This is a genomic window from Streptomyces sp. M92 (genome assembly GCF_028473745.1).
GTDB lineage: Bacteria > Actinomycetota > Actinomycetes > Streptomycetales > Streptomycetaceae > Streptomyces.
In genome coordinates this window covers 4788215-4804233 of sequence record NZ_CP101137.1, presented here as the reverse complement: position 1 = coordinate 4804233, position 16019 = coordinate 4788215, and the positions used below count along the sequence as shown (strand labels likewise).

The following is a 16019-nucleotide window of genomic DNA, read 5'->3' as shown; positions in this document are numbered from 1 at the left end:
GCTGGTCCGGCGGGTGTGCTGCGTGCTCCCGCTGCTGCTGGTCGGCGTGGTCGCGGTGCGGCACCGGTCGGTGCTGGCCGAGGGTTTCGGTCATCTGGCGACGGCCCGCTGGCCCTGGCTGCTGGCGGCGGCCTGCGCCACCTGTCTGACCTGGGTCGCGGCGGCCTGCACCCGGCAGGGCGCCGTGGTCCGGCGGCTGCCCCGGCGGCGGCTGCTGGCCACGCAGTTCGCGGCGGGCGCGGCCAACCACCTGCTGCCGACGGGGCTGGGGGCGAGCGCGGTCAACCTGCGGTTCATGGCGGTGTGCGGGCTGCCGCTCGCCCGTTCCTCGGCCGCCCTCGCGCTTTACCTGCTGGCGGAGAGCGTCGGCCGCGTCGCGCTGCTGGGCGCCCTGCTGCTCGCGTTCCCCGGCGCGCTGCGGCCCGGCACCCTGCTGCCCGACGGCGCCGTGGGGCCGCTGCTGGTCGCGGCGGGGGTGGTGCCGGTCGTCGCGGCGGGTGTACTGGCGCTGGTGCCGCGGCTGCGCGGCGCGGTGGAGTCCTTCCTGCGTACGGCGCTCGGCGAGGCCCGCTCGGTGCACGCCCGCCCGGCGCGGGCGCTGGCGCTGTGGGGCGGGGCGCTCGCCTTCCCGGCGCTCCAGACGGCGGCGCTGGTCATGGTGGGCAAGTCGCTGGCGCTCGACGTGCCGGTCGGGCACATGGCGGTGGCGTACCTGGCGGCGACGGTCGCGGTCGCGCTGGTGCCGACGCCGGGCGGCATCGGTTCGGTCGAGGCAGCGCTGGTCGTGGCGCTGGTGGCGGCGGGCGGCCCGGCGGCCGTGGCCACGGCGGTGGTGCTGGCCTTCCGGCTGCTGACCGTCTGGCTGCCGTTGCTGCCGGGGGCCCTGACGCTGGCGGCGCTGGTTCGGATGCGGGTGATCTGAGGCGGGTGCGAGGATCGCGGGAACCGGACCTGACTGGGGAGGGGCAGATGGACGTGCTGTTCAGGCCCGCGAGGGCCTCGGAGGCGGAGCCGCTCAGCGAGCTGGCACTGCGGTCCAAGGCGCACTGGGGTTACGACGCCGGGTTCCTGGAAGCGTGCCGCCAGGAGCTGACCGTGCGTGCGGACGAGGTCGCACGCCGACGGGCCCTGGTGGCCGACGCGGGCGGCCGGGTCCTGGGTTTCACGACGCTCGAGGGAGAGCCGCCCGTGGGGGTGCTCGGCATGATGTTCGTCGAGCCGCGGGTGATTGGCCGGGGAGTCGGCCGCCGACTGTTCGCGCACACCGTCGCCGCCGGACGGGACCTGGGCTTCGCCCGGCTCACCATCGACGCGGACCCGAACGCCGAGCCCTTCTACCGTGCGATGGGCGCGGTGCGCGTGGGGCAGGTCCCCTCGGGTTCCATCGCCGGCCGGGTGCTGCCGCGACTGGCGCTCGCCATCGAGCGCCGGGCGGCCTGACCCCTCGGCGCGGTACGGAGCACCGCCCGGAATGCGGCAGGATGAACGCTCGCCCCGGTCGAACTGCCTTGCGGACCGGGGCAGTCATGCAGACCGACTTCCCGAGGTGACCGGTGACCGAAGACCTGACCATGGACCACCTGGTGCCCGCCGGCATCTGGCTGGCGGCCGGCCTGGTGGCGGCGTTCCTGCTGCGCTTGCTGCTGCGCTGGCTGGCGGGGCACGCCGGGCGCACCCGCTGGAGCGGCGACGACGTGATCGTGGCCGCGCTGCGCACGGTGGCGCCCTGGGCCGCGGTCGCGGGCGGCGTGGCGGGGGCGGCGGCGGCGCTGCCGCTGACGCGGACCGTGCAGCACAACGTCAACCAGGTGCTGACGGTCCTGCTGATCTTCGTGACCACCGTCTCGGCGGCCCGGGTGATCGCCGGTCTGGTGCGGACGCTGACCACGTCCCGCTCCGGGGTCGCCGGGTCGGCCACGATCTTCGTCAACATCACCCGCATCCTGGTGCTGGCCATCGGCTTCCTGGTGATGCTCCAGACGCTGGGCGTCTCCATAGCCCCGCTGCTCACCGCACTCGGCGTGGGTGGTCTGGCGGTCGCGCTGGCCCTCCAGGACACGCTGGCCAACCTCTTCGCGGGCATCCACATCCTGGCCTCGAAGACCGTGCAGCCGGGCGACTACATCCAGCTCGACAGCGGCGAGGACGGCTACGTCGAGGACATCAACTGGCGGCAGACCACCGTCCGTGAGCTGTCCAACAACCTGGTCGTGATCCCGAACAGCCAGCTCGCGAAGTCGAACATGACCAACTTCATGCGGCCCGAGCAGAAGCTCACCATCCTGGTGCAGGCCGGCGTCGCCTACGACAGCGACCTCGACCATGTGGAGCGGGTCACGACGGAGGTGGTCGCGGAGGTGATGACGGAGATCGCCGGGGCCGTCCCGGACCACGAGCCCGCCGTCCGCTTCCACACCTTCGGCGACTCCCGGATCGGCTTCACGGTCATCCTGGGCGTCGGCGAGTTCAGCGACCAGTACCGGATCAAGCACGAGTTCATCAAGCGCCTGCACAAGCGGTACCGCGCGGAGGGCATCCGCATCCCGGCGCCCACCCGTACGGTTGCGCTCCAGCAGGGCGGCGCCGCGTTCCCGCAGCAGCGCACGGGTGCGGACGCTCCCGCGCACCTGTGATCGCACGCGTGCGAACGCACACCTTTGATCGCACAGCGTAATCGTCCACGTATGCGACGGGGTCGCCCGGCCGGTTGTCCGGAATCTCCGTGCGGCCCCTGTCGAGCCCGGGTCGATCAGGAGATATCTTGATGTCGAGCAATGTTGCAGACGTGGAGCGGAGCACCCGGTGACTGACTCGACCATCATCTATACACACACTGACGAGGCCCCGGCCCTGGCGACGTATTCGTTCCTGCCGGTGATCCGGGCGTACGCCTCGCCGGCGGGTGTCGCCGTCGAGACCCGCGACATCTCGCTGGCCGGCCGGATCATCGCCGTGTTCCCGGAGTACCTGACCGAGGACCAGCGCATCCCGGACGCCCTCGCGGAGCTCGGCGAGCTGGCCAAGACCCCGGCCGCCAACATCATCAAGCTGCCGAACATCTCGGCCTCCATCCCGCAGCTCAAGGCCGCCGTCGCCGAGCTGCAGGCCCAGGGCTACGCCCTGCCGGACTACCCGGACGACCCGAAGACCGACGAGGAGCGCGACATCCGCGCCCGCTACGACAAGGTCAAGGGCTCCGCCGTCAACCCGGTCCTGCGCGAGGGCAACTCCGACCGCCGTGCCCCGGCCTCGGTGAAGAACTACGCCAAGTCCCACCCGCACCGCATGGGCGCCTGGACCGCCGAGTCCAAGACCAACGTCGCCACCATGGGTGAGAACGACTTCCGCTCCACCGAGAAGTCCGTGGTGATCGCCGAGGACGGCGCGCTGCGGATCGAGCTGGTCGGCGACGACGGCACCACCACGGTGCTGCGCGAGTCCGTCCCCGTGAAGAAGGACGAGGTCGTCGACGCCTCCGTGCTGCGCGTCGCCGCGCTGCGCGAGTTCCTGACCGCGCAGGTCGCCCGTGCCAAGTCCGAGGGCATCCTGTACTCGGTGCACCTGAAGGCCACGATGATGAAGGTCTCCGACCCGATCATCTTCGGCCACGTGGTGCGCGCCTTCTTCCCGAAGACCTTCGCGAAGTACGGCGAGGCGCTCGCCTCGGCGGGCCTGACCCCGAACGACGGTCTGGGCGGCATCTACAAGGGCCTGGAGTCCCTGCCCGAGGGCGCCGAGATCAAGGCCTCCTTCGACGCCGAGCTCGCCGAGGGCCCGGAGCTGGCGATGGTCGACTCCGACAAGGGCATCAGCAACCTGCACGTGCCCTCGGACATCATCATCGACGCCTCCATGCCGGCCATGATCCGCACCTCCGGCCACATGTGGGGCCCGGACGGTCAGGAGCACGACGCCCTCGCGGTCATCCCGGACTCCTCCTACGCCGGTGTGTACCAGGCCGTCATCGACGACTGCCGCGCCAACGGCGCCTACGACCCGTCCACGATGGGCTCGGTCCCGAACGTCGGCCTCATGGCGCAGAAGGCGGAGGAGTACGGCAGCCACGACAAGACCTTCGAGATCCCCGTCACGGGCACGGTCCGCCTGGTCGACGCGGCCGGCAACGCGGTGCTGGAGCAGACGGTCTCGGCCGGTGACATCTTCCGCGCCTGCCAGACCAAGGACGACCCGATCCGCGACTGGGTCAAGCTGGCCGTCACCCGTGCCCGCGCCACCGGCGACCCGGCGGTCTTCTGGCTGGACGAGGGCCGCGCCCACGACGCCAACCTGATCGCCAAGGTCGAGCAGTACCTGCCGGAGCACGACACCGAGGGCCTGGACATCCGCATCCTGTCCCCGGTCGAGGCGACCAAGCTGTCGGTCGAGCGCATCCGCCGCGGCGAGAACACCATCTCCGTCACCGGCAACGTGCTGCGCGACTACCTGACCGACCTCTTCCCGATCCTGGAGCTGGGCACCAGCGCCAAGATGCTGTCGGTCGTCCCGCTGATGGCGGGCGGCGGCCTGTTCGAGACCGGCGCCGGCGGCTCCGCGCCCAAGCACGTGCAGCAGCTGGTCAAGGAGAACTACCTGCGCTGGGACTCCCTCGGCGAGTTCTTCGCCCTGGTGCCGTCCCTGGAGCAGTACGCGGCGGCCACCGGCAACACCAAGGCCAAGGTCCTCGCCGACACCCTCGACCGCGCCACGGCGACCTTCCTCAACGAGGACAAGTCCCCGACCCGTCGCGTCGGCGGCATCGACAACCGCGGCAGCCACTTCTACCTGTCCCTGTACTGGGCGCAGGAGCTGGCCGGGCAGACCGACGACGCGGACCTGGCCAAGGCCTTCGCCCCGCTCGCCGAGAAGCTGACCGCCGACGAGCAGCGAATCGTCGACGAGCTGAACGCCGTCCAGGGCAAGCCCGCCGAGATCGGCGGCTACTACCAGCCCGACCCGGCCAAGGCCGCCGAGGTCATGCGCCCGTCGGCCACCTGGAACGAGGCGCTGGCGTCCCTCGCCTGATCCTCACCGGGCCCGCGAAGGCCCGTTCGTGACACCCCGTCTCCGTCCGTCGGAGGCGGGGTGTCCGTCTGTCCTGCCCCAACGTCCCTCACGCACATTGCGAGGCACCCATGACCGACGCCCCGGCCTCCTTCGAGCTCGTCCCCGGCTCCCCCGCCTCCCCCGTGATCCTCCACGTGCCGCACTCCTCCCGGCACATCCCGGCCGACGTCCGCCCCGGCATCGTCCTGGACGACGCCGCCCTGGAGCGGGAGCTGGACCACATCACCGACTCGCACACCGCTCGGATCGCCGAGGCGGCGGCCGGGCTCGCCGGGCTCACCCCCTGGCGGTTCGTCAACCGGGCCTCACGGCTGGTCGTCGACCCGGAGCGGTTCCCGGACGAGCGGGAGGAGATGACGGCCGTCGGGATGGGCGCGGTCTACACGCGGACCACCCACCGGGAGGTCCTGCGGTCCGACGGCACCGACCCCGAGCCGCTGATCGAACGGTACTTCCGGCCGTACGCGCGGGCGATGACCGAAGCGGTCGCGGACCGGCTCGCCGCCACCGGCCGGGCGGTGATCGTCGACGTGCACTCCTACCCGACCGAGCCGCTGCCCTACGAGCTGCACGCCGAGGGCCCGCGCCCGCCGGTCTGCCTCGGCACGGACGGCTTCCACACGTCGCCTCAGCTGCTGGCCGCGGCCCGGGAGGCGTTCGCGCCGTGCGGGGAGACCGGGCTGGACAGCCCGTTCGGCGGGACGTACGTGCCGCTGGACTTCTACGGGAAGCGCGCCGAGGTCGGCGCGCTGATGGTGGAGATCCGCCGGGACACCTACATGAGCGAGCCCGGCGGACCGGCCGGCCCCGGGCTGTCCCGCCTCGCCGCGTCGCTGGCGGCGCTCGTCGACGCCGTGTCCGGCTGACCGGGCACCTCCGGGACCCGCGCGCCCACCGGCTGGAGCACTCCCGCGCGACAGCCGCCGGGCGCGCGGCGAGGGTGGGTGCATGACGCAGGAGACCACCACGCTGACCGGCCAGTCCCCGCCCCCGGTACGGGACTGGCCCGCCCTCGACCTGGACGGCCCGGAGTTCGACCCCGTCCTCGCCGGGCTGATGCGCGAGGGGCCGCTGACCCGCGTACGGCTGCCGCACGGCGAGGGCTGGGCGTGGCTGGCCACCCGCTACGAGGATGTGAAGGCCATCACCAACGACCCGCGCTTCTCACGCGCGGAGGTGACGAAGCGCCAGGTCACGCGGCTCGCCCCGCACTTCAAGCCGCGCCCCGGCTCGCTCGCCTTCGCCGACCAGCCCGACCACAACCGGCTGCGGCGCGCGGTCGCCGGGGCGTTCACCGTGGGCCGGGCGAAGGCGCTGCGGCCGCGGGCGCAGGAGATCCTCGACGGGCTCGTGGACGGGGTCGTGCGGGACGGGCCGCCCGCGGACCTGGTCGAGCGGGTCCTGGAGCCCTTCCCGATCACTGTCGTCAGCGAGGTGATGGGCGTACCGGAGGCCGACCGGGAGCGGGTGCACTCCTGGACCCGGCAGATCATCTCCACCTCCGGCGGCGCCGAGGCCGCCGAGCGGGCCAAGCAGGGCCTGTACGGGTGGATCACCGAGACCGTCCGCGCCCGCGCGGGCAGCACCGGTGACGACGTCTACTCGATGCTGGGCGCCGCGGTGGGCCGGGGCGAGGTCGGCGAGACGGAGGCGATCGGCCTCGCGGGTCCCTTGCAGATCGGCGGCGAGGCCGTCACGCACAACGTCGGGCAGATGCTCTACGTACTGCTGACCCGGCCGGAGCTGCTGGCCCGGATGCGCGACGACCGCCCGGCGGTGCGGGGCGCCCTCCTGGACGAGCTGCTGCGCTGGATCCCGCACCGCACGTCGGTGGGTCTTGCCCGCATCGCCCTGGAGGACGTCGACGTGCACGGGGTGCGCATCGGCGCCGGCGATCCCGTGTACGTCTCCTACCTGGCCGCCAACCGGGACCCGGAGGTCTTCCCGGACCCGGACCGGATCGACCCGGACCGCGACCCCAACCCGCACCTGTCCTACGGCAACGGGCACCACTACTGCACGGGTGCCGTGCTCGCCCGGATGCAGACCGAGCTGCTGGTCGACACGCTGCTGGCGCGGCTGCCGGGGCTGCGGCTCGCGGTCCGGGCCGAGCAGGTCGAGTGGCGCCGCAAGACCATGATCCGCGGGCCGCGCACCCTGCCCTGCGCCTGGTGAGCCGGGCGCTCTCAGGCGCGCAGCCACTCCGTGACGACCACGTCCGCGCCGGTCCGCAGCCGCAGTGCGAACGGGCCGGTGGGCGGGGCCCCGCCGGTGAAGCGGCCCAGGTCGTCCGCCGTCAGCAGGGCGTGGGCCCGCGGGCCGCTCAGCACCTCGACGTCGGCCGGCCCCGGCGGCAGCAGCTGGCCGATCAGGCCGTCCTCCGTCACCTCGACGTCGACGGTGACGTCGTCCGCGCGGAAGGTGAGCATCCGCGGCGGCTCCGTCGCTCCCCTGACCGGGACGGCGTCGACCAGTGAGTCGAAGGTCAGCTCGGCGACGCGGGCGTCCAGGTCGTGCAGCGCGAAGGCGTCGACGGCGATCCGCCGCAGCTCGGCCGGGACCGGGTCCAGGATCGCGGCGGCCTGCCGCAGTTCCTCCTCCAGGAGATCCGTGCCGAGTTCGTCGTTCCCGAAGGCCTCGTCGTGCGTGTCGCTCATGTCGTCGTCCCCCGTGCCTCTAGCCGGGCCCGCAGCCGGCGCAGACAGCGCTGGCGCATCGGCCCGATGCTGCCCACCGCGATTCCCAGCGCGGCGGACACCTCCTGATAACTGGGCGGTGGCGAGGAGATCAGTACCCGCAGCAACTGGCGGCACCGCTCGCCCAGTTCCTCGAACTCCTGCCACAGCCGGCGCACGCGCTCGGTCTGCGCGGCGGCCTCCTCGGAGTCGAGCACCGACTCCTCGGGCGTACGGTCCTCGCTCGGCCGGTCGAGCAGCTGCGGGTCGTCGGTCGGGGTCCACCGCTTCGACGCCTTCAGCAGCTTCAGGCACTCGTGCCGTGCCGTGCTGGCCAGCCAGGAACCCGTCTTCTCCGGTTCGCGGATCCGCCCCAGGTGCTGGGCGAACCGGAACCAGGCGGTCTGGTACACCTCGTGCGCGTCGGCGTCGGACAGCCCGTGCGAGCGCGCGACGGACCACACCAACGGGCCCAGCCCGTCCACCAACGACTTCCAGGCGGCCGCGTCCCCGTCGGCGGCCAACTGGACGAGCACCCCGACATCTGCACGGTCCACGGTCCCACCCCTCGTGTACGACAGGCCATCGTACGCCGTGGAGTGGGTGGTTCCGACGGGCATCGGGCCGCTCACGCCCCGCCGGCCGGCATCTCGACGGTGACCGGGCGCCAGGTGGGTGGCAGCAGCGCCGGCACGTGCGCCCCGCGCACCTGTGCGTACTCGGTGTTGGCGGCGAGCAGGTCCCTGCGTGCCGCACGCGGGTCCCGCTCCTTCGTCTCCGTCATGTGCGAGGCGACCATGCCCGCGACGACGGGGGTGGCGAAGGAGGTGCCGCTCCACTGCGCATGCCCCTCGAACATGACCTGGTCCGGCTTGGCGGGTGCCTCGCCGGGCTCGCTGAGGACGCCGTTGTGCCTGGGGTACTGGCAGGTGCACGCGTAGCCGAAGCCGTACCGGCACGCGTCGTAGGTGGAGTGCTGGTAGACGTACGGCACCGGTGACCCGAATCCGGTGAGGGCGCTGGTGAGTCGTTCGCCCGGGGCGTAGGCCTTCACCCAGCCGCCGTGGTTGCTGAAGCAGGCGCCGAACTCGCCGTCGCCGCGCAGCGCGCCGACCGACAGCACCGAGTGCTCCCAGCCGGGGAGTTCGGCGTAGGCGGCGGGCCAGAAGGGGGTGGCGCTGCCGTTGTTGCCGGCGGCGGCGACCAGCAGGGTGCGCTGGTCGCGCAGTTCCTCCATGAAGGCGTGCACCCCGAGCAGGCCGTCGGTGCGGCCGTTGGAGGTGCCGGCGGAGAGGCTGAGGATCTCGGGCCAGCCGTCGCGGTCGACGGCCTCGAAGAGCTTCTCGCCGAGTTCGGACTCCAGGATGGCGCCCGCGTCGTTGAGGGTGTTGCGGACGGTCACGTGGGTGTTGGGGGCGACGGCGGCGACGAGTCCGGCGATGAAGGTGCCGTGGCCGACGTACTGCTGGAGGACGCCGTCCTCGTCGCACTCCCTGATCTGGGCGTCGCCGTCCGTGCGGGCGAGCAGCGGGTAGGCGCGGTAGTCGTGCATGAGCCCGGTGTCGATGACGAGGACGCCGACGGCGGTCCCCGCGTCGTACGGCGTGCCGGCGGCGGCCGGGTTCGGCGGCTCGCTGAGCGGGACGGGCACGGGCTCGTCGCCGGGGCAGGCGTTGACGGCGATGGAGACGACGTGGTTGCGGCTGATCAGTCGGCGGCCCGCGCGGCCCTCCACGGTGCGCAGGGAGCGCAGGGCGTGGGCGACGTCGGGGTCGCCGCCGCCGTCGCCCGCGCCCGGGTCGCCTACCTGGATGCGGGTGATGCCGGTGCGGTTGGTCTCGGGGCTCGCCCGGCGCACGTGGTCCGGGGTCAGGCCCGCCATCGTGGTGAAGTGGTCGCGCACGGTGTCCTCGACGAGGCGGGCCTCCTCGCCGTCCCGGGCCAGGACGACGCCCTTCTCGTAGAAGAACTCGGCGGAGTCGTCCGGCCCCATCACCAGGGGGACGCCGGGCATGGAGCGCTGTATCTGGTCGAACTGCTCACGGAATCGCTGTGGTGCCATGGCGTGTCCTCCACTGGGGCGGCGGTGACGACGGTCGTGACCACGGTGGTGGCGACAGTCGTCAATCAGAGTCCGGGGGTGGCCGATTGATACAGACCCGAATCTGTGGGGCGTGGTTCCGGACCACTACCATCCGTGGGGTGACAGCGGGACACGACTCGGTTCTCCAACTGCTGCCGATGGTGTTCGCCGCCCCCGGCGAAGCGCTGGCCCGTGCGGAGGAGCTGCTCGGGACGGATCCCTCACCGCTGCACGCCTCGGTCGCCCACCAGGTGATCGGCATCTGGCAGCGGGACTTCGGCGACACCCGGCGGGCGCTGGCCCATCTGCGGCGCGCCCGCGAACTCGCGGCCCGCGCGGACTCGGCGGAGCGGGAGGCGGACGTACTGGCCACACTCGGCGTGGCGTTGGTGCACGCCGGTCGCACCCGGGACGGTCTGGCGGCGTTCGAGCGGGGCGTGGCGCGCGGCACCGGGCACACCAGGGCACGGGTGCTGTTCCGGCGGGCGTACGTCTGGTGGGTGCTGGGGCGGCACGGCGAGGCGCTGGAGGACGTACGGCGGGCGGTCCCGGTGCTGCGGCAGGCCGACGACGTGATCTGGACGGCGCGGGCGCTGACCCTGCGGGCGACCGTGCACCTGGCGCTCGGCGCGGTGGACCGGGCGGACGCCGACTTCACGGCGGCGGAGGCGCTGTGGGACACCACCGGCCAGGAGCACGACAAGGCCGACGCGGTGGAGAGCCGGGGGCTGGCGGCGTTCCGGTCGGGTGACGTGCCGGCGGCGCTGAGGCTGCTGGACGAGGCGGAGGAGCGGTACGCCAAGCTGGGCACGCCGACGTTCATGCTGACCATCCGGCGCTGCGAGGTGCTGATGGCGGCGGGGCTGGCCACGGAGGCGCTGGCCGAGGCGGACGGGGCGATCGCGGCGCTGGACGGGATCGGCGGGCAGTCCACCCGCAAGGCGGAGCTGCTGCTGGTGGCGGCGCGGGCGGCCCGGCTGGCGGGCGACCCGCAGACCTCGCTGGCACGCGCGGCCCTCGCGGTGCGGCTGTTCGCCGGGCAGCGGCGCACCTGGTACGAGACGCACGCCCGGCTGGTGCTGCTGGAGGCGCGGGTCGCGACGGGACGCGCCTCGGGCCGGCTGGTGGCGGACGCGGCGTCGGTGGCGGAGCGGCTGGCCGCCTTCGGTGCGCCGGCCGCTCCGGAGGCGTCTTTGCTGGCGGGACGGATCGCGCTGGGCCTCGGCTGGACGGCGGACGCGGAGCGGCATCTGGCGGTCGCCGCGCGCAGCCGGCACGGCGGGCCGCCGCTGGCGCGGATGACGGGCTGGGCGGCGCAGGCGCTGCGGGCGCGGGCGGCGGGGTCGACCCGTGGGGTGCTGGAGGCCTGCCGGCGGGGTCTGGACGTGCTCGACGACCACCGGATGACGCTGGGGGCCTCGGAGTTGCGGGCGCGGGCCACCGCGCAGGGCGCGGAGCTGGCCGCGCTGGCACAGCGGGCGAGCCTGGTGTCGGGCGGACCGCGGCGGCTGCTGGTGTGGAGCGAGCGGTGGCGGGCGACGGTGCTGTCGGCGCCGCCGACCCGGCCGCCGGCCGATCCGGTGCTGCTGAGCACCATGACGGCCTTCCGGGAACTCGCCGCCCGGGCGGACGAGGCCCGCACGGACGGCGGGCGCCCCACCCCCGCGCTGGAGCGCGAACAGCGGCGCCTGGAACGGGAGATCCGCTCCCGCACCCTGCACATGCGGGGCGAGGGGCCCGGTGACGGGGACCGGTTCGACGTCGGGCGCCTGCTGGACCGGCTCGGTGACGACCTGCGCCTGGTGGAGCTGGCCGTGCTCGACGGGCGCGTGCACGTACTGCTGTGCGGGCAGGGGCGGGTGCGGCGGTTCGAGGCCGGGCTGCTGGCCGAGGCGGAGCGGGAGGCCGAGCACGTACAGGCCGGTCTGCGGCGGTTGGCGCACCCCGGTGGCGAGGCCCGGCTGCCCCTGGTGGAGGCGGCGGGCGCCCGCCTCCAGGAACTCCTCCTCGGTCCCGCCGCGGCCCACCTGGGCCACGGCCCGGTCGTCGTGGTCCCGCCGGGCCGACTGCACCGCGTGCCGTGGGCCCTGCTGCCCGCGTTGCGCGAACGGGTCCTGAGCGTCTCGCCGTCGGCGGTCAGCTGGCTGCGCGCGAAGGAGACCGCCCCGCCGCCCGGCGGCCGCCAGGTCCTGGTCCGCGGACCGGGCCTGGCCAGCGGCGGCGCCGAGGTCCCGGAACTCGCCGACCGGTACGGGGCGGTTCCGCGGCCGCGGGAGGGCGGCGGGGCGGGCGCGGGCCCCGCCGCGGACGGCCGGCCCACCGTGCTGGAGGGGGACGAGGCGCACGTGCCCCGGGTGTTGCGGGAGCTGGACGGGGCGGCGTTGGCGCACATCGCCGCGCACGGGGCCTTCCGGGCGGACAGCCCCTTGTTCTCCTCGCTGCGGATGGCGGACGGGCCGCTCATCGTGCACGACTTCGAGCGGCTGGACCGCAGCCCGTACCGGATCATCCTCTCCTGCTGCGACACCGCCCGCTTCGCCTCGGTCGGCGCGGACGAACTGCTCGGACTGGTCACCGCGCTGCTGCCGCTGGGCACGGCCGGGGTGGTGGCGTGCAGCGCGCCGGTCAACGACGCCGCGGTGGTGCCGTTGATGCTCGCGCTGCACAAGGGCCTGGACTCCGGGCTGTCCCTGGCGGAGGCGCTGCGCGACGCGCGGGCGGCCCTGCCGGACGACGCGGTGCACCGGGCCACGGGGTGGGCGTTCTCCGCGTTCGGGGCGGCCTGACGTGCCGGGCTCGTGCGGCGCCGGGGGCGCGGCCCGCCCTCGTCGCCGGAGTCGGCGAGCACTCTGGAAGCCGCGGCGGGTGCTCCCCCACCGCCCCGGCAGGCCGCGCGGAACCGGACGCCGCGCGACGCCGCGTGCCACGCACGGCGGAGTCACCCGTGCCCGGGGGCTGCGCCCGCGCGCCGACCGAACACCGCACACCACGCGCGCGTGAAGATCGCCGCGCCCGCGGAGCGGCCCGGGCGGCGGGTGTCACGCCGGCTGGCGCTCGGGCAGCGCCATCAGCCAGGGCAGGGCGCCGCGGTCGCCGGCGCCGAGGCGGGTGTAGGCGCCGTAGAGGTGGTTGCCGACGGTGCGGACGGAGAGGGTGAGCCGCTCCGCGATCTGCCGGTTGCTCAGGCCGGCGGCGGCGAGCGTGACGATCTGGCGTTGACGGGCGGTGAGTTCGCCGAGGACCAGCCCGGACAGGGCGGGGGTGCGGGCGCCCTCGCAGTGCCGGGCGAGGGCGGCGGCGCGGGTGCGGGCGGTGCGGGCGGCGCTCGGGTCGCGGTGGGCGCGTGCCGCCTGGGCGTGCGCCTCGGCCGCGAAGAGCCGGAAGCCGCGCCGTTCCAGCTGTCCGGCCACCTCGTCCAGTGCCGGTCCGTCGCCCCGCGCGAGGGCGTCGGCGTGCGCGGCGAAGACGCCGGTCAGCCGGCCGGCCGCCCGCTCGGGCGCGCCCAGGCGGACGGCGTCGTACGGGTCGCCCCCCTCGGCGGCCGACCGGACCGCCTCGTCGAGGTCGCCGTGTGCGGCGGCGATCCAGGTGGCGACCGCTCCGGCGGGTTCCGCCCGCTCACCGTCCCCTGCCGTCGCGTCGCCCGACTGGGCGGCGGCCAGCGTGAGTTCGTCGCGGCAGGGCCCGTCGTCCGGGTTCGCCCGCAGGCCCTCGCGAGCCCATGCCGCCGCCTCGGACAGCTGCCCCCGCAGGCGGGCGAACCGGGCGCGCAGTGCCGCGTACCGGGCCGGCAGCGGCACGCCCTCGGCCGCCAGCCACTCCCCCACCGGCGCCGCGGGCTCCCGTAGGTCGTGCCGCTCGACGCGGTGGGCCAGGGCCGCCCGCTCCGCCGCCAGGGCGGGCTCGTACCGCTCGGGCCCGCAGGCCAGGCGCCGGGCCCGCAGCCGGCCCGCGGCGGCGCGCAGCACCGGCCCGTGCAGAGGGTGGGCGAGCCGGGTGGCGCCCCGGTCGTCGACGGCGACCAGGTCCTCGGTCTCCAGGCGCTCCAGGACCCGCACGTCGAAGGCGTCCAGGTCGAGGGGCAGCGGTTCCGCGAAGGCCAGGCGTTCGAGCGTCTCGCGCTCCTCGGAGCACACCCGGTCCAGTACGCGGGCGGTGCGTTCCCGCACGGCCGCGGTGACCGGCACGGGCCCCCGCCAGGCCCACAGCCCCGTGTCCGCGACCGGCGTGAGCAGGCCCCGCTCGCGCACGGCGGTCAGCAGCTCGCGCAGCAGTCGCAGGTCGCCGCGGCACAGGCGGTGCAGCCGGTCCACGGTGAGCGGGTCGAGGGCGACGCCCGCGCCGGCCGTGAGCAGTTCGGCGGTGTCCTCGCGGGGCAGCGGCCCGAGCGGGAGGCGCGGCAGCAGCTCCCCGGTCCACAGCCGGGACACCGCGCCCGGCACGGGCACGCCCTCCGTAGCGACGACCAGGAGCCGGGTGCGGCCGTGCACGGCGAGCTGGTGCACCAGGGCGGCGGAGGCGTCGTCGAGCAGGTGGGCGTCGTCGACCAGCAGCAGCCGTACGCCGGACAGGAGCTGCACCGCGCGGTGCAGGGTGACGGTCCCGGGCAGCAGGTGGGCGAAGGCGGCGAAGGGGATGTCCCGGGTCTCGGGCGTCCCGGCGGCCCTGGCGCAGTCCGTGCCGCGGACCGCCTCGGTCACGAGCCGGGTCCTGCCGCAGCCGGCCGGGCCGGTCACCACGATGCCGCCGCCCTTGCCGGCCACCGACCGGCGCACCAGCTCCAGTTCGTCCGTCCGCCCGGTGAACGGCCAGGGCGTCCGAAGTGTCCTCACATCCCGCGGAGAAGTCGTCACGGCAATAGGAGTCCGCGTACTCAACCCTGATACAGGCGACTTGAGTACCCCTCGACTCAGGCGCCCGCACCGCCCGGACGGCATTGTGGGGGCCATGACCGCACGTTACTGCTCGCTCGCGCGGCAGCCGGCTCCCGTGCTCGCGCCGGGACTGGCCGCCGAGCGCGTCGCCGCGCTCGTCGGCGGGCAGCGGATGTGGGTCAACGGCACCGTGCTGCACTACTGCTTCCTCGGCGGGGACACGGACTCCTCCGTCGTGCCCATGCCGGGTACCGGGCGTCCGGCGCGGGGGGCGTGGGTGGGGACCGAGGAGCAGCGGGAAGTGGTCCGCGACTGCTTCAAGGAGTGGCAGGACCTCGGTGTCGGGCTCGACCTGACCGAGGTCGGCGACCGCTCGGAGGCCGAGCTGCGCATCGGCTTCCAGCCCGGCGACGGGTCGTGGTCGGCGGTGGGCAGGGACGCGCTCGGGGTCGGCCTCAACGACCGTACGATGAACTTCGGCTGGGACCTGACCGCACCCGGGGAGCGCGCCACGGCCCTGCACCAGATCGGGCACGCGCTCGGGATGCTGCACGAGCACCAGAGCCCGTACTCCGGCATCCTCTGGGACGACGAGGCCGTCTACGCGGAGCTGGCGGGCCCGCCGAACCACTGGAGCCGGGAGCGGACCTTCCACAACATCCTGCGCAAGCTCGACGGCGACGAGGCCAACGGCCCGGTCTGGGACCCGCAGTCGATCATGGAGTATCCGTTCCCGTCGGGGCTGATACTGGAGCCGGAGCACTACCGCTCGGGCCTGCACCCGCCCGGTACGCTCTCGGCCGCCGACAAGGAGTTCGCCCTGCGCTGGTATCCGCCCACCGGCCGGCCGGGCCCGCTGGTGCCGTTCCGTTCGGTGCCTCTGGGGCTCGGGCCGGGCGAGCAGGCCGACTTCCGCCTGGACCCGCCGGAGACCCGCGAGTACACCGTGGGCACCTTCGGTGACAGCGACGCCGTCGTCGTGATCTTCGAGGTGCGGGACGGCAAGCCCCGCTACCTGGCCGGACACGACGACGGGGGAACACCCCGCAACGCCACGATCAGGGCCCGTTTCGTCAAGGGCCGCCGCTATGTCGTCCGGGTGCGCCTGTACTCCTCGTGGGGTGCGGGCGAGACGGCGGTCATGTGCTGGTGACCGCACGGCTTCCAGACACCCGGGCGCCGCGGCCGCAGTCCGGCGCCGGGGGCGGCCGAGGACGTCACCTTCGGGGGACGGTGTCGCTCTGACACCGGGTGACGTCCCGGCCCGCCGGGCCCGCTTCTTCGGGGGAGGAAGCGGGCCCGGCCTTTGGCTTCGTCGGCTCC

At 74.3% G+C, this 16019-nt stretch carries 12 protein-coding genes; 8 read left to right on the top strand and 4 right to left on the bottom strand.

The features are described from left to right. Positions 1-22 precede the first annotated feature (22 nt). The 6 genes from M6G08_RS21535 to M6G08_RS21510 all read left to right on the top strand — a co-directional run bounded on the left by M6G08_RS21535 (position 23) and on the right by M6G08_RS21510 (position 7239). Positions 23-922 (top strand): lysylphosphatidylglycerol synthase transmembrane domain-containing protein, encoded by a 900-nt coding sequence (locus tag M6G08_RS21535; protein ID WP_443049014.1) that lies wholly within the window; start codon positions 23-25, stop codon positions 920-922. A gap of 47 nt (positions 923-969) precedes the next feature. Beyond that, positions 970-1440, top strand: coding sequence for a GNAT family N-acetyltransferase (locus M6G08_RS21530; protein ID WP_272588794.1), 471 nt, complete (start codon positions 970-972; stop codon positions 1438-1440). 131 nt (positions 1441-1571) lie between these two features. Further along, the gene (locus M6G08_RS21525) at positions 1572-2633 is read left to right on the top strand and encodes a mechanosensitive ion channel family protein (RefSeq protein WP_383146496.1); all 1062 of its coding nucleotides are present in this window, start codon (positions 1572-1574) and stop codon (positions 2631-2633) included. Positions 2634-2802: 169 nt separating this feature from the next. After that, positions 2803-5022, top strand: coding sequence for an NADP-dependent isocitrate dehydrogenase (locus M6G08_RS21520; RefSeq protein ID WP_272588792.1), 2220 nt, complete (start codon positions 2803-2805; stop codon positions 5020-5022). A gap of 110 nt (positions 5023-5132) precedes the next feature. After that, complete coding sequence (locus M6G08_RS21515) at positions 5133-5930, top strand: N-formylglutamate amidohydrolase (protein ID WP_272588791.1); 798 nt, start codon at positions 5133-5135, stop codon at positions 5928-5930. An 82-nt stretch (positions 5931-6012) separates the two neighbouring features. Further along, complete coding sequence (locus M6G08_RS21510; protein ID WP_272588790.1) at positions 6013-7239, top strand: cytochrome P450; 1227 nt, start codon at positions 6013-6015, stop codon at positions 7237-7239. Between the two features lie 11 nt (positions 7240-7250). Here M6G08_RS21510 and M6G08_RS21505 read toward each other — a convergent pair whose 3' ends face one another. From M6G08_RS21505 to M6G08_RS21495, 3 genes are read right to left on the bottom strand one after another with little or no spacing between them, the layout of a single operon-like run. After that, the gene (locus tag M6G08_RS21505; protein WP_272588789.1) at positions 7251-7721 is read right to left on the bottom strand and encodes a vWA domain-containing protein; all 471 of its coding nucleotides are present in this window, start codon (positions 7719-7721) and stop codon (positions 7251-7253) included. After that, positions 7718-8359 (bottom strand): RNA polymerase sigma factor, encoded by a 642-nt coding sequence (locus M6G08_RS21500; RefSeq protein ID WP_198941395.1) that lies wholly within the window; start codon positions 8357-8359, stop codon positions 7718-7720. Before M6G08_RS21500 ends, M6G08_RS21505 begins: the two co-directional genes overlap by 4 nt. Positions 8360-8367: 8 nt before the next feature. Further along, positions 8368-9801, bottom strand: coding sequence for a S8/S53 family peptidase (locus M6G08_RS21495; protein ID WP_272588788.1), 1434 nt, complete (start codon positions 9799-9801; stop codon positions 8368-8370). Between the two features lie 179 nt (positions 9802-9980). Here M6G08_RS21495 and M6G08_RS21490 point away from each other — a divergent pair, with 179 nt between their 5' ends. Then, positions 9981-12608, top strand: a complete 2628-nt coding sequence (locus M6G08_RS21490; protein WP_272591395.1) for a CHAT domain-containing protein — start codon at positions 9981-9983, stop codon at positions 12606-12608. Positions 12609-12860: 252 nt separating this feature from the next. On the opposite strand, the gene M6G08_RS21485 is transcribed toward M6G08_RS21490, so the two are convergent. Next, on the bottom strand, positions 12861-14675 hold the full coding sequence (locus M6G08_RS21485) for a LuxR family transcriptional regulator AbsR2 (protein ID WP_272588787.1): 1815 nt from the start codon (positions 14673-14675) through the stop codon (positions 12861-12863). Between the two features lie 94 nt (positions 14676-14769). Here M6G08_RS21485 and absR1 point away from each other — a divergent pair, with 94 nt between their 5' ends. Then, complete coding sequence (gene absR1, locus M6G08_RS21480) at positions 14770-15849, top strand: beta-glucuronidase AbsR1 (protein ID WP_272588786.1); 1080 nt, start codon at positions 14770-14772, stop codon at positions 15847-15849. The last annotated feature ends 170 nt before the right edge of the window (positions 15850-16019 follow it).

Excerpts from the sequence above, each read along its gene's own strand:
- M6G08_RS21530 (WP_272588794.1), top strand. The coding sequence starts at position 970 with ATGGACGTGCTGTTCAGGCCCGCGAGGGCCTCGGAGGCGGAGCCGCTC.
- M6G08_RS21515 (WP_272588791.1), top strand. The coding sequence starts at position 5,133 with ATGACCGACGCCCCGGCCTCCTTCGAGCTCGTCCCCGGCTCCCCCGCC.
- M6G08_RS21500 (WP_198941395.1), bottom strand. The coding sequence starts at position 8,359 with ATGCCCGTCGGAACCACCCACTCCACGGCGTACGATGGCCTGTCGTAC.
- M6G08_RS21490 (WP_272591395.1), top strand. The coding sequence starts at position 9,981 with ATGGTGTTCGCCGCCCCCGGCGAAGCGCTGGCCCGTGCGGAGGAGCTG.
- M6G08_RS21525 (WP_383146496.1), top strand. The coding sequence starts at position 1,572 with ATGGACCACCTGGTGCCCGCCGGCATCTGGCTGGCGGCCGGCCTGGTG.
- absR1 (WP_272588786.1), top strand. The coding sequence starts at position 14,770 with ATGACCGCACGTTACTGCTCGCTCGCGCGGCAGCCGGCTCCCGTGCTC.
- M6G08_RS21510 (WP_272588790.1), top strand. The coding sequence starts at position 6,013 with ATGACGCAGGAGACCACCACGCTGACCGGCCAGTCCCCGCCCCCGGTA.
- M6G08_RS21495 (WP_272588788.1), bottom strand. The coding sequence starts at position 9,801 with ATGGCACCACAGCGATTCCGTGAGCAGTTCGACCAGATACAGCGCTCC.
- M6G08_RS21505 (WP_272588789.1), bottom strand. The coding sequence starts at position 7,721 with ATGAGCGACACGCACGACGAGGCCTTCGGGAACGACGAACTCGGCACG.